Origin of the sequence: Mesorhizobium sp. 8 (assembly GCF_006351905.1) — a bacterium.
GTDB classification, from domain to species: Bacteria; Pseudomonadota; Alphaproteobacteria; order Rhizobiales; family Rhizobiaceae; genus Mesorhizobium; species Mesorhizobium composti.
In genome coordinates this window covers 4,331,059-4,346,670 of the sequence record NZ_CP040914.1, presented here as the reverse complement: position 1 = coordinate 4,346,670, position 15,612 = coordinate 4,331,059, and the positions used below count along the sequence as shown (strand labels likewise).

At 62.9% G+C, this 15,612-nt stretch carries 14 protein-coding genes; 6 read left to right on the top strand and 8 right to left on the bottom strand.

Translation table 11 applies throughout. From position 1 onward, the window contains the following. Nucleotides 1–900: 900 nt before the first annotated feature. Both FGU64_RS20840 and FGU64_RS20835 read left to right on the top strand, forming a co-directional pair. Complete coding sequence (locus tag FGU64_RS20840; protein ID WP_246671172.1) at nt 901–1,851, top strand: kinase; 951 nt, start codon at nt 901–903, stop codon at nt 1,849–1,851. Then, nucleotides 1,845–2,387, top strand: a complete 543-nt coding sequence (locus FGU64_RS20835; protein WP_139954868.1) for a pyridoxal-phosphate dependent enzyme — start codon at nt 1,845–1,847, stop codon at nt 2,385–2,387. Before FGU64_RS20840 ends, FGU64_RS20835 begins: the two co-directional genes overlap by 7 nt. Here the strand turns inward: FGU64_RS20835 and FGU64_RS20830 are convergent. Further along, nucleotides 2,335–3,464, bottom strand: a protein-coding gene (locus FGU64_RS20830; RefSeq protein WP_139950890.1) for an IS3 family transposase whose coding sequence is annotated in 2 segments (ribosomal slippage) — nt 2,335–3,221 and nt 3,221–3,464 — 1,131 coding nt in all. Because the reading frame shifts where the segments join, the coding sequence is not laid out codon by codon here. The two genes, FGU64_RS20835 and FGU64_RS20830, sit on opposite strands and share 53 nt — an antisense overlap. Before the next feature lie 423 nt (nt 3,465–3,887). Here FGU64_RS20830 and FGU64_RS20825 point away from each other — a divergent pair. From FGU64_RS20825 to FGU64_RS20815, 3 genes are all read left to right on the top strand, one after another. Continuing rightward, nucleotides 3,888–4,766, top strand: a complete 879-nt coding sequence (locus FGU64_RS20825; protein ID WP_139954867.1) for a DUF1236 domain-containing protein — start codon at nt 3,888–3,890, stop codon at nt 4,764–4,766. Nucleotides 4,767–5,306: 540 nt separating this feature from the next. After that, on the top strand, nt 5,307–5,525 hold the full coding sequence (locus FGU64_RS20820; RefSeq protein WP_139954866.1) for a hypothetical protein: 219 nt from the start codon (nt 5,307–5,309) through the stop codon (nt 5,523–5,525). 243 nt (nt 5,526–5,768) lie between these two features. Continuing rightward, entirely contained in the window at nt 5,769–6,065 is a 297-nt protein-coding gene (locus FGU64_RS20815; RefSeq protein WP_139954865.1) for an AlpA family phage regulatory protein, read from the top strand. Here the strand turns inward: FGU64_RS20815 and FGU64_RS20810 are convergent. From FGU64_RS20810 to FGU64_RS20790, 5 genes are all read right to left on the bottom strand, one after another. Then, nucleotides 6,019–7,275, bottom strand: coding sequence for a site-specific integrase (locus FGU64_RS20810; RefSeq protein ID WP_139954864.1), 1,257 nt, complete (start codon nt 7,273–7,275; stop codon nt 6,019–6,021). The genes FGU64_RS20815 and FGU64_RS20810 overlap by 47 nt on opposite strands. A gap of 292 nt (nt 7,276–7,567) precedes the next feature. After that, nucleotides 7,568–9,124, bottom strand: a complete 1,557-nt coding sequence (gene guaA, locus FGU64_RS20805) for a glutamine-hydrolyzing GMP synthase (protein ID WP_139954863.1) — start codon at nt 9,122–9,124, stop codon at nt 7,568–7,570. Nucleotides 9,125–9,231: 107 nt separating this feature from the next. Further along, nucleotides 9,232–9,870 (bottom strand): 5'-methylthioadenosine/S-adenosylhomocysteine nucleosidase, encoded by a 639-nt coding sequence (locus FGU64_RS20800; protein WP_139954862.1) that lies wholly within the window; start codon nt 9,868–9,870, stop codon nt 9,232–9,234. A gap of 289 nt (nt 9,871–10,159) precedes the next feature. Beyond that, a complete protein-coding gene (locus FGU64_RS20795) occupies nt 10,160–10,618 on the bottom strand; it encodes a PaaI family thioesterase (RefSeq protein ID WP_136359381.1) in 459 nt (152 codons plus the stop codon). A 130-nt stretch (nt 10,619–10,748) separates the two neighbouring features. After that, nucleotides 10,749–12,035 carry an RsmB/NOP family class I SAM-dependent RNA methyltransferase gene (locus tag FGU64_RS20790; RefSeq protein ID WP_139954861.1) on the bottom strand — a complete coding sequence of 429 codons (1,287 nt, stop codon included), beginning with the start codon at nt 12,033–12,035 and terminating at the stop codon, nt 10,749–10,751. Nucleotides 12,036–12,220: 185 nt separating this feature from the next. On the opposite strand from FGU64_RS20790, the gene FGU64_RS20785 reads away from it, so the two are divergent. Then, nucleotides 12,221–12,898, top strand: a complete 678-nt coding sequence (locus tag FGU64_RS20785; RefSeq protein WP_139954860.1) for an MIP family channel protein — start codon at nt 12,221–12,223, stop codon at nt 12,896–12,898. A 47-nt stretch (nt 12,899–12,945) separates the two neighbouring features. On the opposite strand, the gene FGU64_RS20780 is transcribed toward FGU64_RS20785, so the two are convergent. Both FGU64_RS20780 and hisG read right to left on the bottom strand, forming a co-directional pair. Beyond that, on the bottom strand, nt 12,946–14,706 hold the full coding sequence (locus tag FGU64_RS20780; RefSeq protein WP_139954859.1) for an AMP-binding protein: 1,761 nt from the start codon (nt 14,704–14,706) through the stop codon (nt 12,946–12,948). Nucleotides 14,707–14,792: 86 nt separating this feature from the next. Next, nucleotides 14,793–15,494: an ATP phosphoribosyltransferase gene (hisG, locus tag FGU64_RS20775; protein WP_139954858.1), complete on the bottom strand. Its 702-nt coding sequence runs from the start codon at nt 15,492–15,494 to the stop codon at nt 14,793–14,795. Nucleotides 15,495–15,612: the final 118 nt, after the last annotated feature.

Here is a 15,612-nt window from a genome sequence, read left to right as displayed (position 1 = left end):
CAACCATTCGAGGTCTTTTATTTCTGGGCTTCCTCGTGGGCAGAAAGTCCCAGATGACCCCGAAGCACTCTTTATGCTGTCCGGATACTCCTGGAAGAACAAAGCATTTCGCGTCTGGACTCTTCACTACGACAGATCCGTCCACGGATTTACCTTTAGACCGGCAAAGGAGTGGGGAGGCCAATCGGCAGGGTCAGCCAAGCTTATTGCATATTCTGGCGACGAAGCTCCGGTTCAGGCAGCGAAAGCAAAACTAGTTGCCGTTCTGCGCGATCGCTCGAAGCTGGCCGAAGGGTCTTTCGACATGGAACCCCTTGAAGTTCTACGGGATCTCATTCGTGGCGGTGCCCACCCATCCATCGGCGGACCTATCCAAGTTGTGAAAATATACGAGCACGCCAACGCTGTGCCGGTTGGCGTGTACTGGCCAGATAAAGAATCTGGCACCGTGTCAGTACTCGGACGACCACTTATGAGTTACGAGAAAACCCAATGGGGAGTATTGGATCCTGACGCGCCAGCAAGAGCATATTCGGCGCCTGCTCTGGATAGCGTTGCGTCCGATGAATCGATAAGCGAAGAGCCGGCAGGTTAGGCATTGGAGGCCCCTGGTATCCAGCTTGCGTGATTTACTCGATAAAATTTTCGGGGCGCAGATCTCGGAATGTCTGCTTCAAGGTGATCTGAAAGTGGTTCTGAACGGCCGCATTGGCGGCGCGAAGCTGCCGATATCGAGACATTGAAATCAAAGCTGGAAACCGACTTCAAAGATGCGGTCTGTAACCGCTTCATGCACTGGACGCATCGATTGCTTGGCCGTGCTCGTTCGGTCAATGCCGGAATCCAATGACGGGCATCGTATGACGCGAACGCCACTCTTTGTGCTGGCGAAAAGGATCGGTGGAGGCGGCTGTGGCCTCGATGTGCAATTTGGTACGGCAGGGCGACCCACAACAGTTGAGTGGGGCAGCAACAGCAATCGCACATCATGGCGAACTGGTGCAGGGCGTATTTCACGACGATGGCGGACAGCTTCACCGTGGGTTGGTCACTCTTCCGCTGACGAAACTCAGGTCAAGCGCCACTTTCACGCGAACAGAATCGAGCGCGCTCACGACAGACCCCGCCTCCAAATGCAAGGCAGCGGCAGCAGCGCGTCTTGCGCTCAAGCATCTGGGAGGCAACCTGGGAGGCATCCTTTCTATCCGCAGCGCCATTGCAGTCGGCCACGGATACGGGTCATCGACCGCCGATGTTGTAGCCGCCATTCGTGCGGTGGCTGCGGCTCATGACGTCCATCTGACCCCAACGCGCATCGCTATGTTGGCCGTGGCCGCGGAGCAAGCCAGCGACGCCATCGCCTTTGACGATCAAGCCGTTCTTTTCGCTCAGCGAGAAGGCCGGATCCTGGAAAATTTCGGCGGCTCGTTACCGCCGCTGCTGGTTGTCGGGTTTAAGGCAAACTGCGGACTGCCCATCGATACGCTGCAGCTCCTGCCGGCCCGGTACAACAGCGCAGAGATCCAGCAATTCCAAGTTGTCAGGGCGCTAGTGTCTCGCGCTGTGCGATATCAGGACCCCTACTGTGCAGGGCGAGCAGCAACGGTCAGCGCACAAATCAGCCAGCGGCATCTACCCAAGCAAGATTTCGACCGGGTGATCGAAATCGCCCGGGAAACCGGCGCATGCGGCGTCCAGGTCGCGCATAGCGGTTCACTGATCGGAGTCCTCTTCGATCTGGCTGGGACGAATGTACAGCGGCTTGCCGAACGCGCAGCAGCCGCAGCACAACAAGCCGGCTTCAGCGACGTCCAATTTTACAAGATCAATGACGAAGGCGCGTCATGGTAGCGTTGGACTGCGACTATTTCCGCGCGCTCGAGACGCCTCGGATGGCAACACTGTCGCCCAATCTGGTCGCTGCCGTGTTTCCGCTGATGAAGCTCATGCCCGCGCGCTACATTCTGGACCGGGCCGCCGCCGACGGCGGGATCAAGGCGGGGGCACACATCGTCGAGACGACCTCAGGCACCTTCGGCATGGCTCTTGCTTTGCTATCGGCCGCCCGCCGATACCAGCTCACCTTGATCACCGCTTCGAGCCTCATTGACGCGAAGTATACTGAGCGCCTCGAACGGCTCGGGGCAGTCGTGACAATCGTAGAGGATTCCAGCGGCAACGGCGATCAACTGCGGCGTCTCCAGTGCCTGGAACACGTTCGACGTGACGACCCGAACTGTTTCTGGCCACGGCAATACGACAATCCCGGAAACTGGCTTGCCTATGCCAGGCTGGCCGAACTGAATAGCCCCGAGTTTCGTGGACGCCCTCGGGTTACATTTCCTGCTGCCTTTCGAACTCGACGGGTGACAGCATCCCGTTTCTGACGTGCTTGCGCTTCGCGTTGTAGAACATTTCGATGTAGTCGAACACGTCCTGCCTTGCCTCTTCGCGTGTTCGGTAGGTCCTGCGCCGTATCCTCTCGCGCTTGAGGAGATTGAAGAAGCTTTCGGCCACGGCGTTGTCATGGCAGTTTCCGCGACGGCTCATCGAGTGCTCGAGATTGTGGTGCTTCAGGAAGGCTGCCCAGTCCATGCTGGTGAACTGCGAGCCCTGATCCGAGTGGACCAGGACCTTGCTCTTCGGCTTTCGACGCCACACGGCCATCAGCAACGCCTGCAGAACGACGTCGGTGGTCTGGCGGCTCTGCAATGACCAACCGATGACGCGGCGCGAGAACAAGTCGATCACCACGGCCAGATAGGCAAAGCCCTCCTGGGTCCGGATATAGGTGATGTCTGTCACCCACGCCTTGTCCGGCGAATCGACATCGAACTGTCGAGCCAAGGTGTTGTCGACCACGACTGATGGCTTGCCGCCATGGGAACCGGGCCGGCGCTTGTAGCCGATCTGTGCCTTGATCCCGGCCAGCTTCGCGAGACGGGCGATGCGATTGACACAACTGGTCTCTCCCTGATCGAGGAGGTCGTCGTGCAGCTTGCGATAACCATAGACCCTGCCACTCTCCTTCCAGGCCTTTCTGATCAGATCAGTCTGACGTGCGTCTTCCCGAGCCCGTCTGCTCAACGGGCTCTTCAGCCATGCATAGAAGCCGCTGGGTCGGATGCGCAGGCAGCAGCACATCGCCCGCACCTTGAACTGCTGGCGATGCTCGGCAACGAACGCGTATCTCACCTTGCATCCTTGGCGAAATACGCGGTGGCTTTTTTTAAGATGTCGCGTTCCTCGGTGACGCGTGCCAGTTCCTTCTTCAGCCGACGGATCTCCGCCGCCTGATCGCCATCAGTCGAACCGGATGGCTTCGAGAACTTCCTGCGCCACGCGTAGAGCGAGTGCTGGCTGACGCCGAGCCGCTTCGATACCTCCGCAACGGGGTAGCCCCGCTCGGTGATCTGCGCGACCGCATCACGCTTGAACTCGTCACTGAAATTGCCAGTCCCCATCACGGCCTCCTTGCCTCAAAATTAGGGAAGAAGGCGTCCACAAATCTAGGGGCTATTCAACCACCGCTCTGCCATGTGTTAAGACGCGGCATGATTTCCTCCCAGGGCCACGCCGCCCCGCTCAGTTACATTGCTCTTGTTGTTCGCCCGAGTCGAATTGAAAAAGCCCGTCCGGGGCAGTGATTGCCGGGCGGGCTTTGCTCCGGGCGCCATGGAGGGGGAGGCTGGCAAGGGAGCGAGCCAAAAACCTCCTGGCGGCCCATTTTGTTCCATCGAAACGCAATAAGTTCGAACGATCGACGCAACCTTCCGTAGCGGAAGAGGCTGCAAACATTCGTGATCGGCTACATTAGCGCCTCCCGGAACAAAAGCTGGAAGAGAGGGATTTGAAACCGCGAGGGACCACAATCCGAGGAGAACCAGATGAAACAGATTGTCATCAAGAGCATGTTGGTGCTCGGCCTTGGCGTTGCGTCCAGCGTAGCGCTCGCGCAGAGTCAGCCTTCGGGCGAGTCCACCGGCCAGTCCGGAATGACCAATTGCACGGTGGGCAGCGCCGATTGCTCAGGGTCGCAGTCGGGCGCCGGCAGCAAGACCGAGGACAGCACGAGCAGCACCACCGAACGGAAAGCCCAGGGCTCGGCCAACGGCGACACCAAGCAGCAGAGCCAGGGCAAGGCGTCGACGACGGAAAAACGATCGGCACAGGGCAAGAGCGGCAGCGCCTGCCCGGCTGGCGCGACCGACTGCAACGATGCGAGCGGAGGAACGACCGCGCAAGGAAAGTCGGAAGAGAAGTCCGGCAAGGCCGCCCAGGGCTCGGACACGGGGCAGAACAATACACAGGCTGAGGGTAAGACGGGGACAGGACAGGCAGGATCCGGCACCGCCGCCGAAGGGTCTTCCGGCACGACCACCAACAAGGCCGAAGGCTCGACAGGGCAGACAGAGCAGCAGTCCGGGCAGAGCAGCGGCAGCACGACCACGAATGAAGCGCAGGGCCAAAGCTCGACTACAACCGACAAGAACTCGACGGCTTCGATCAGCAATGTGACGGTCGAGCAGAAAACCCAGATTGTCAACGTGATCCATGAGGCAAAGGTGGAGCCCGTCTCCAAGATCGATTTCGAGATAACGGTCGGCACGGCGGTGCCGCGCCACGTGCATCTGCATCGCTTGCCCGCCCGCATCGTCAAGATCGTGCCAGCTTATGAGAGCTACGAGTATTTTGTACTGGCCGACGGCCGGATCGTCATCGTCGATCCCGACAGCCTGGAGATCGTGGCCATCCTGACGGCCTAACGATATCATTCCGGCACGGGCCACCGCTTTGGCGTGGCCCGTTCATCCTGTTGAAATTGAAAAGAGACGCTTTCTCCAATCGACCTTGCGCTCTCCGCGATTGGGCGTCTCCATGTCAGGAGACTTAACCGAGCGCACACAAGTGTATAGTTGCTCAGTCGCGGACCCCTCATACCCTCAAAATCGATACCATCCTCAAAGGACTGATCGATCGCCCCGAGCATAGCATTTCAAAGCGATCAAGGCTCTCCCGGCCCCATACCCCAGAGGAGCAAAGCCTCTTGAAGCATGCCGAGCGTAAAGTACGCCGCCGCGTTGCGACAGATATTCTCCAGCTCCTCGGTTGATCCTTCCTGCAATTTCGACGCGCTACTCCGGACTTAGGTCGCGACGGTAGTGTAGGGATAGCGGCGGTTACTTATGTTCGGGGGAGTAGCGAATCCGCAGATAGGACGAATTCGGCCCGGTATTCAGCAGCGCTCTATCCGACTGCGCTAAGGCCACATCTATCTCTAGGGCCGCATGGAGGAGGGCTTTGCCTTGCCGTCCAAGGTCGTACAGGAGCGCATGGGCGTGCATACCTACGGGCATTTGTTCTCGCGCGCTGACGACGCCGACGAAATCTCGCCGGTGTTGATGCTGCGGAGACCAAGGCATTCATTCGCCCTGTTCAGCGCGTACGCCACGCTACGACGGAATTCGAAGGAGTATCCGGCTTTCCAAAACCGGCTGAAAAACCGGCTTAATTTTGATAACTAAGCCGGTGCGCCACCACGCGAAATGCCAAAAATAATATAAATTTCAGTTAGATGGAATGGCGCGCCCGAAGAGATTCGAACTCCTGACCCCCAGATTCGTAGTTAGAAGGTGATGGTGCGAGGCAGCTAGACCGTCCGAAGTGCACGCCATGGCGCGCAAATGCCCGATGCGGGGTAATGGCGGCTTCCATCCTTCCGGATCTATGCTCTCTATCTCCTCACTTTGAGTCATAGGAGACGCAACGTGCGCACTCATGCGAACACGCCCATCAAGAAAACGATCCGGCGGCAGCAATTGCGCGAGATCGTTCCATTGGCGGACAGCACAATTTACGAAATGGAGCAGCGTGGCGAATTTCCCCGACGCTTTGCCTTGTCCCCAAGATGCGTCGTTTGGGATTTGGATGAGGTTCAGGCGTGGCTTGCGGCCCGTCGTTCAATGCCGATTCTTCGCGCTCCGAGCCCGGATGTGAAGCAACGCAGGAGTCGGCCTGTCAAAGAGCAGGATCAGGCTCTAGAAGTGGCATCGAGGGCGGGATGAGCGTGGGCACGTATTTCCTGCCGTCCACCCAAGCGTCCACGATGTCCGACCACTCTTGCATCATGTGCCGACGCTGCACTTCATACTCGGCTTTGTTGTAGACGCCGCGCGACGAGCGTCCGTCCTCATGTGCCAAGCACTTTTCGATCCAGTCGCTGTTGAAGCCTAGTTCGTTCAGCAGAGTTGAGCCCGTGCGCCGGAGGTCATGGACCGTGAACGGTTCCAGAGGCAGACGCTCGGCCTTCGCCCGGTCGACTACAGCGTAAGTCACCCGATTGAAGGTCGCGCGCGACATCGGAGAATCGGCATCGTAGCGCGACGGCAGAAGGTACCTCGAATTACCTGCACAGGTCTTCAGCGCGACCATGATGTCGAGCACCTGGCGCGACAGATAGACGTTATGCGCCTTCGAGCGCTTCATACGTTCCTTTGGGATCGTCCAGACAGCGTTCTCAAAGTCCACCTCCTCCCATACTGCGTCCTGCAGTTCGCTCTTGCGTACCATCGTGAGCAGGTACAGTTTCATGCCCAGCCGAATGGTGGGCAAGGTGGCGACGCCCTCAAGTTGCTTGAGCATGACGCGGATCTCAGTCGGCGACAGTGCACGGTCCTTCGGCACGAATGTCGCGATCGATGCCGGGCCAACTTCTTCCGCGGGATTGGCCACCTTCTCTCCGTGCAGGATCGCGAAGCCATAAATCTGCTTTAGGATGTCGCGCACATGGATGGCCGTGGCGGGAGCGCCGCGCTCAACGATTTTGGCGCAGTGTGCTCTCAGATCATCCGGCATGATCTCATTGAGCAAGCGGTTTCGCCAGACCGGAAGTAGCTCACGCTCGAAGATGGCGCGCCGCATTGCCCGTGTGCTGTCCGCCATCGGTGCGGCAGTCAGCCACTTCTCGCCAAATTCGCCAAAGCTCTTCGCCTCCTTCAGCCGCCGCTTCTCGCGCTGCTTCTCGATCGCAGGAGACCGGCCCTCGCTGATCGCCCGGCGGGCGTCGATGCACTTCTCTCGTGCCCGGGCGAGCGAAATTCCGTCCCGTCCGTACTTCCCCAGATAGACGGTCTCCCGACGGCCATTGAGCCTGTAGTCCAGGCGGAACGAGATCGCGCCACTGGGCATAACGCGCACGTACATCCCGTCGCGGTCCGCAACCTTGTAGATTTTATCTTTCGGCTTCAATGCCTTAAGGGCCGCATCCGTCAGCATTCTCACTGCCTCCCGAAAAGTACCGTCAGCACAATTCCGAAGGCCCGCGACGATGATTTGTATTAATCATCAAAAGGTTAGACGAAAAAAAGTACCGTCACGCGCCTCATTGCCGATGACGGTACTTTGAAAAATTCGGATGAGCAATATGCCGGAGGTCCGTCAGGCAGTCCGCCAGAGCTAAACTGTGCCCGCCGATAGTTATCGAAAGTCGACGGCCATTTTTATTTTTGTTTTCAATTGGATACGTCGAACTCTGGCGTAAAATCGGCGGTGTTCCGACGGGCCTGAATCATTCCCACTCGATCGTTCCTGGCGGCTTCGAGGTCACGTCGTAGACGACGCGGTTGATGCCTTTCACCTCGTTGATGATGCGAGTGGCGGTGCGGCCGAGGAATTCCATGTCGTAGTGGTAGAAATCCGCCGTCATGCCGTCCACCGAGGTGACGGCGCGCAGCGCCAGCACGGAATCGTAGGTGCGGCCGTCGCCCATGACGCCGACCGTCTGCACCGGCAGCAGCACGGCGAAAGCCTGCCAGATGGCGTCGTAGAGGCCGGCCTTGCGGATCTCGTCCAGATAGATCGCATCGGCCTCGCGCAGGATTTCCAGTTTCTCGCGCGTCACGCCGCCGGGGCAGCGGATGGCGAGACCCGGACCGGGGAAGGGATGGCGACCGATGAAGCTTTCCGGCAGGCCGAGTTCCTTGCCCAGCGCCCGCACCTCGTCCTTGAACAGTTCGCGCAGCGGCTCCACCAGCTTCATGTTCATGCGCTCGGGCAAGCCGCCGACATTGTGGTGCGACTTGATGGTCGAGGAGGTGGCCCCGGTGAAGGAGACGCTTTCGATGACGTCGGGATAGAGCGTGCCCTGCGCCAGGAAATCGGCGCCGCCGAGCTTCTTCGCCTCGTCCTCGAACACTTCGATGAACAGCCGCCCGATGGTCTTGCGCTTCTTTTCCGGGTCGCTCTCGCCTTCAAGGGCCGAGATGAACTTGTCCGCGGCGTCGACCAGAATCAGCGGCAGGTTGTAGTGCTGCCGGAACATGGCCACCACGTCGGCGGCCTCATCTTTTCGCATCAGACCGTGGTCGACGAGGATGCAGGTGAGTTGGTCGCCGACCGCCTCGTGGATCAGCAGGGCAGCGACGGAGGAATCGACGCCGCCCGACAGCGCGCAGATCACCTTGCCCTTGCCGACCTGCCTGCGGATCGCTTCGACCGCCTGCTCGCGATAGGCCGCCATCGTCCAATCGGAGCGCAGGCCGGCGATGTGGTGGACGAAATTCCTGAGCAGCTTGGCGCCGTCCGGCGTATGCACCACTTCGGGGTGGAACTGCACAGCGTAGAACTTCCGGCTCTCGTCGGCGATCGCCGCGAAGGGCGCGCCGGTGGAAGTACCGACGACGCGGAAGCCGGGCGGCAGCGCGGTGACGCGGTCGCCGTGGCTCATCCACACCTGATGGCGCGTGCCCTTGGGCCAGACGCCCTCGAACAGCGCGCTATCGTCCTGGATTTCGAGAAAGGCGCGGCCATATTCGCGATGGTGGCTGGTCTCGACCTTGCCGCCCAGCTGGGCGCACATGGTCTGCTCGCCGTAGCAGATGCCGAGCACCGGGATGCCGGCCGAGAACACCGCGTCCGGCGCGCGCGGGCTGCCGATGTCGACGGTGGAATGCGGGCTGCCGGACAGGATGACGGCCTTCGGCCGGATGCGCTGGAAAGCCTCGGCGGCCGACTGGAACGGCACGACTTCGCAGTAGACGCCGGCCTCGCGCACCCGTCTTGCGATGAGCTGCGTGACCTGGCTGCCGAAGTCGATGATGAGAACGGTGTCGGGATGTGTCGTCATGGCGAGCCTTTAAAGACAAAGTCGAGTCGGCGCAATGGGTTGGCGCGCAGAACCGACAGTCCGATTCAAGCGCTTCATGCATAGGGCAAGCGCCTTCGCGCGTAGATTCAAGGCGCGAGCGTACCTGTTGCGAGCGCTTCGGAAAGACGCTCGACGGCCACCGCTAGTTTTTCGTCGACGACGTGCAGGTACTCCGTCCAGTCGCCGACATGGCGTAGGTCTGCCGCGCCGTCGGAAATGCCGCGCAGGGCGATCAGCGGGACGGAAAAAAGCTGGCAGGCGCGCAACACCGCGAAGGTCTCCATGTCCACCATGTCTTCGGCGATCGCGTCATAGGCGGCACCCGAAACGATGGCAGCACCTGTCGACAGCGTCGCCTCGGCGATGCCGGGAACGCGCAGCGGCAGCGGTACGATCGCCGGCAGGTCGAGGAAGGGCGTGACGCCCTTCTTAAAGCCGAGCGGCGAGGCATCCATGTCGCGATAGCTCACCGAGACCGCCTGGTAGACGCCCGTCTGTTCCAGCCTTCGCGAACCGGCCGAGCCGAGGGAGACGACGAGGTCCGGCAATGCGCCCTGCCCTTGCAGCCGGGCGAGTTCGGCGCCCATGGCAATAGCGGCCTCGACCGGCCCGACGCCGGTCATCAACGGCGTGAACAGGCGGCGCAGGTGCGGGCCGTATTCGGCCTCGGCCGCCATCGCGAACAGGACCGTCTTGCCGGCGACGCGCGTGACGGGGTTCGTCACGGCTGCGCGGCCCCTATCCGGACAGGGGCCTGCTGCTCCGCAGTTCCCTGGCGTTCGACGCCTTCGAAAGGTCCACCGGACCTTTCGATTTGCTGCGCAAACCCTATCCGGCCAGGGGCCCGCTGCTCCGCAGCTCCCTGGCGTTCGACGCCTTCGAAAGGTCCACCGGACCTTTCGATTTGCTGCGCAAATCCTATCCGGCCAGGGACCCGCTGCTCCGCAGCTCCCTGGCGTTCGACGCCTTCGAAAGGTCCACCGGACCTTTCGATTTGCTGCGCAAACCGGCGTCTCACCCCTGCATTCCCTCGCGTCCGGTCACCGTCATCATGGTGCCGGTCATGGTGGCGATCAGCTTGGCTTCTCCATCGGCAGCGATGGCGTAGGCCTGGCCATCGGCGACGATGATGGTGCGGCCCGGCTTGGTGACGGAGCCGCGGAACAGGAAGCGCTCGCCCCTGCCGGGCGCCAGCAGGTTGACCTTGAACTCGATGGTCAGCACGGCCGCGTCTTCCGGCATCAGCGAGAAGGCGGCGTAACCGCAGGCCGAATCCAGCGCCGTCGAGATCACGCCGGCATGGAGGAAGCCGTGCTGCTGTGTCAGCGCCTCGCTGTAGGGCATCTCGATCTCGACGATGCCGGGCGTCACCAGCGTCAGGTCGGCGCCGATGGTCGCCATCGCCTGCTGGCGGGCGAAGGAGGCGCGCACGCGCTCTTCATAGTCGGGGGCCGGAACGATCTTGGCTGCCATGCGGGTGCTTTCGCTGCTAACGATCGCGGTTATCGCAGAGGCCGCGACGGCAGGCAATCGCGATTTGTGCGGTGCAGCAAGATGCACGGACTTTCCCCTCCCGCTTGAGGGGAGGGAAAACCAGCGCCCCTCACCCCAGCCGGCGCAGCGCGCAGAAGAAGAAGCCGTCGGTGCCGCTGCGGGCGGGCGAAAGCGAGACGCCGCGTTCCCTGTCGATGCGCGCCGCAGCCGCGTGGCCGGGAAAGTGCGTTTCCCACAGGGCAGCATGATCGACAGCCGAGAAGACGCCGTCGCGGGCACGAAACGCGTCTATCTGGCCGCCATTCTCCGCCTCGAACACCGAGCAGGTGACGTAGACCAGCAGTCCACCGGGCTTTACGAAACCCGAGGCCGTATCGAGGATCGCCGCCTGCTCGGCCCGGCGCGCTTCCAGCTGCCGGTCGGTCAATCGCCATTTGGCGTCGGGGCGCCGGCGCCACGTACCGGAGCCGGTGCAGGGAGCGTCGATCAGCACGATGTCCATGTGGCCCGAGAGGGGGCTAAGCTCGGCCGGCTTGGCGACGACCTGCACATTGCGGGACTCGACGCGCCGCAGGCGCTCGAAGATCGGCGCCAGCCGCTGCTTTTCGGCATCGTGGGCGAAGATCTGCCCGCGATTCTCCATCGCAGCCGACAGGGCCAGCGTCTTGCCGCCGGCGCCGGCGCAATAGTCGAGCACCTGCATGCCGGGCGCAGCCCCCGCCAGCCGTGCTGCGACCTGCGAGCCCTCGTCCTGCACCTCGAACCAGCCTTTCTGGAAAGCCGGCTCGGCCTGCACGTTGGGGTGCCGACCGCTGCCCTCGATCGGCGGGATACGGATGCCGTCCGGCGCCAGCACGGTCGGGCCCGCCTCGGCAAGCGCCAGTTCGGCCATCACCTTGTCGCGGCTCGCCTTCAGCGTGTTGGCGCGCAGGTCGAGCGGTGGGCGCGCGGCAAGGGCGCCCGCTTCCGCTATCCAGTCGGCTCCGAAAGCGCCTTGCAGCAGCGGCGCGCACCAGTCCGGGCAATCGGCGCGCACGGCATCCGGCGCGTCGAGCAGGGAGCGGGACGCCGCCGCCAGTTCGGCTTGAGAAAGCGATTCGGGCGCGAACTTGTCGCCCTCGAGTGCCGTGTTCAGGCTTTGCGGCGTCTGGCCCCATTCCAGCAGCAAGGCGCCGAAGCCGAGGGCGCGGGGCGCATCGCCGTCCATCAGCCAGCCGGCGGAACGCCGCCGCCGCAGCGCGTCGTAGACGATGTTGCCGATCGCGGCGCGGTCGCCGCCGCCGGCGAAGCGATGCGACAGGCCCCAGTCCCGCAGCGCATCCGCCGCCGGGCGGTGCCTGCGGCCGATGTCCTCCAGCACTTCGATGGCTGCCGCCAGCCTTCCGCCCAGTCGCATCGTTCCTGCCGTTCGCGGTTGATCCGGCCCCGCTGTAGCGGCAGCGGCCCGACTTCACAAGCGCACGAACCGCGCGCGTCCGGGTGCACCGCGCCTGCTTTGCAACCTGCAAGGGCCGACATATCCTTCCGCCTGTGATTCGCGGGCCGAGACGGCGTGGCGACATCCAACGAGGAGAGGGAAAAATGAAACTGTTTCTCGCGGAAGTGCTGGGCACGTTCCTGCTTGTGTTCATCGGCTGCGCGGCCATCGTGACGGGCGATCTCGGCACGGCGCTGCCGCTCGGCCAGATCGGCATCGGCCTTGCGTTCGGCCTGGGCCTGGTCGCGGCGGCCTACGCCATCGGCCCGATCTCGGGCGCGCATCTCAACCCGGCGGTGACGCTGGGCTTCTTCCTCGCCGGCCGCCTGCCGGCGAAGGACGTCATCACCTACTGGATCGCCCAGATCGTAGGCGCCATCCTGGCGACGGTCGCGCTGTGGATCATGGTCTCCGGCAAGGCCGGCGATCCGATCTCCAACTTCGGGGCGACGACGTGGGACCCGGCGAAGTGGGGTACCTCCTCGGTCTTCCTGACCGAGATGATCGCGACCTTCACCTTCGTGCTCGTCATCCTGGCCTCGACCAGCGCCAAGCACATGAACATGCTGGCCGGCCTGATCATCGGCCTGACGCTGGCGGCGCTGCATCTGGGCTTCATCCCGGTTTCCGGCAACTCGCTGAACCCGGCGCGCTCGATCGGCCCCAACCTGTTCTCGGGCAGCGTGGCGATCGGCCAGCTGTGGCTCTACATCGTCGCCCCGCTGGTCGGCGGCGCGATCGCCGGCATCATCGCCAAGACCGGCGTGTTCGAGAAAGACTGAGCCGGTATCTCACGGCAAACGGAAAAGGCCCCCGCAAGGGGCCTTTTTCATGCCGTCTTTTCTTCCGCCAGGCCAAGCTCCTCGCTCATCGCGTCACGCATGACGAATTTCTGCGCCTTGCCGGTGACGGTCATCGGCAGGCTGTCCTTGAAGCGGACGTAGCGCGGGATCTTGTAGTGGGCGATCTGGCCCTGGCAGAAGGCCCTGATCTCGTCCTCGGTAGCGCTCTCGCCGGGCTTCAGCACGATCCAGGCGGCGAGTTCCTCGCCGTATTTCTTGTCCGGCACGCCGAACACCTGCACCTCGCGGACCTTGGGATTGCGGTAGAGGAATTCCTCCACCTCGCGCGGATAGACGTTCTCGCCGCCGCGGATGACCATGTCCTTGACCCGGCCGACGATGTTACCGAAGCCTTCGGCGTCGATAGTGGCGAGGTCGCCGGTGTGCATCCAGCCTTCCGGGTCGATGGCCTCGGCGGTCTTTTCCGCGTCCTCCCAATAGCCCTTCATCACCGAATAGCCGCGCGTGCACAGTTCGCCCGCCTCGCCGACCGCGGCGGTGCGGCCCTCGGCGTCGACGACCTTGCATTCGACATGCGGCTGGATGCGGCCGACGGTGGAGACGCGCTTTTCCAGCGGGTCGTCGGTGCTCGACTGGAAGGAGACGGGGCTGGTCTCGGTCATGCCGTAGGCGATGGTGACCTCGCGCATGTTCATCAGCGAGATGACCTTCTTCATCACCTCGATGGGGCACGGCGAGCCGGCCATGATGCCGGTGCGCAGGCTGGACAGGTCGAAAGTCTTGAAATCGGGATGGTCGAGCATGGCCACGAACATGGTCGGCACACCGTAGACCCCGGTGCAGCGCTCGGCCTCGATGGCCTTCAAGGTGGCGCCGGGCTCGAAGCCTTCGCCCGGAAAGATCATCGCCGCGCCCTTGGTGACGCAGCCCATCGAGCCCATCGACATGCCGAAGCAATGGTAGAACGGCACCGGGATGCACAGCCGATCCTCGGCGGTCAGCTTGATGGCCGAGGTGACGAAATTGCCGTTGTTGACGATGTTGTCGTGCGTCAGCGTTGCGCCCTTCGGCGCGCCGGTGGTGCCGGAGGTGAACTGGATGTTGATGGCGTCGTCGGGCTTCAGCGTGGCGGAAATGGCGTCCAGCCTTTCGTGCTCGTCGCGGCCGCCCATCGCCAGCACGTCGCCGAAGTTGAGCATGCCGGGCGAAGCCTCCTCGCCCATGCGGATGACGATCTCCAGCGACGGCAGTTTCTTGGCGCGGAGCTTGCCCGGTTCTGCTGTCGCCAGTTCCGGCGCGAGCGTGGTCAGCATGCCGAGATAGTCGGAGGTCTTGAAGCTGGCGGCGGTGACCAGCGCCTTGCAACCCACCTTGTTCAGCGCATAGTCCAGCTCCGAAAGCCGATAGGCCGGATTGATGTTGACGAGGATCAGGCCGATGCGGGCGGTGGCGAACTGGGTGACCAGCCATTCCCAGCGGTTCGGCGACCAGATGCCGATGCGATCGCCCTTTTCGAGCCCCAGCGCCAAAAGGCCGGCGGCGAAGGCATCGACCGTCTCGGCAAGCTCGGCCCAGGTGAAGCGCCGGTCCTGCCCCAGGAAGACGGCGGCGTCGCGGTCGGCATGACGCTGCGCCGTTTCGGCGAACTGCTGGGGAATCGTCTTGTGCAGCAGCGGCACGGAGCGGTCGCCCGAGACATGGGCGATGCCGTCCCTCGGTTCGATGAAGGTCTCGGCCGCCTTCCCGGCAGTCCTTGCGCTGGACAGCGTTGCGGTTCCGGTTGCCATGGACTCCTCCTTCGCATGCGGGGAATGAAAACTAGCACCGGGAGGCCAAGGCGCAATGGCGCTATGGTAGGAGGGGCCGCCCTGCTTCAGCCCACCGCCTTCGCCACTTTGTCAGCGATTTCGGCGATCAGCGCCTCGTCAGCCGGCGCGCGTTGCCTGCGCGACGTCACGAGGCAGGCCTGCGAGCGCAGGATAACGCCGTCCGACAAGACCTTGAGATGGTTGGCGCGCAGCGTCGAGCCGGACGAGGTGATGTCGACGACGATGTCGGCCGAGCCGGCCGCCGGCGCACCCTCGGTGGCGCCGAGGCTTTCGACGATGCGATAGACCTGGATGCCGTGCTTGGCGGTGAAGAACTGCTGGGTCAGCCGCCAGTATTTGGTGGCGATGCGCAGACGCCTGCCGTGGCGCTGGCGGAAGTCGGCGGCGACGTCGTCGAGGTCTGCCATGGTGTCGACGTCCAGCCATATCTCGGGCACCGCCACCACCACGTCGGCATGGCCGAAGCCCAGCCGTGCGGCGATCTCGGCGCGCGCTTCCCACTCGGCTAGGGTTTCGCGCACCAGATCCTCGCCGGTGACGCCAAGGTCGACGGCGCCGGCACCGATTTCGCCGGCAATCTCGGAGGCCGACAGGAACACCACCTCGACGCCGGGGCAGGTCTCGATGCGGGCGTGGTACTTGCGCTCGTCCTGAGGCAGGCCGACGGCCAACCCGGCCTTGGCCAGCACTTCCAGCGCCTGCTCCTTCAGCCGGCCTTTCGAAGGGAGGGCGAGAGTGACGGTCATGGGAGAGCCTCGCCCGTCGCGGCCAGAATACCCCCACCCCTAACCCCTCCCCGCAAGGGGGAGGGGGACAGGGGCGCGGCAGCTTCCCCTCCCCCTTGCGGGGAGGGGTTAGGGGTGG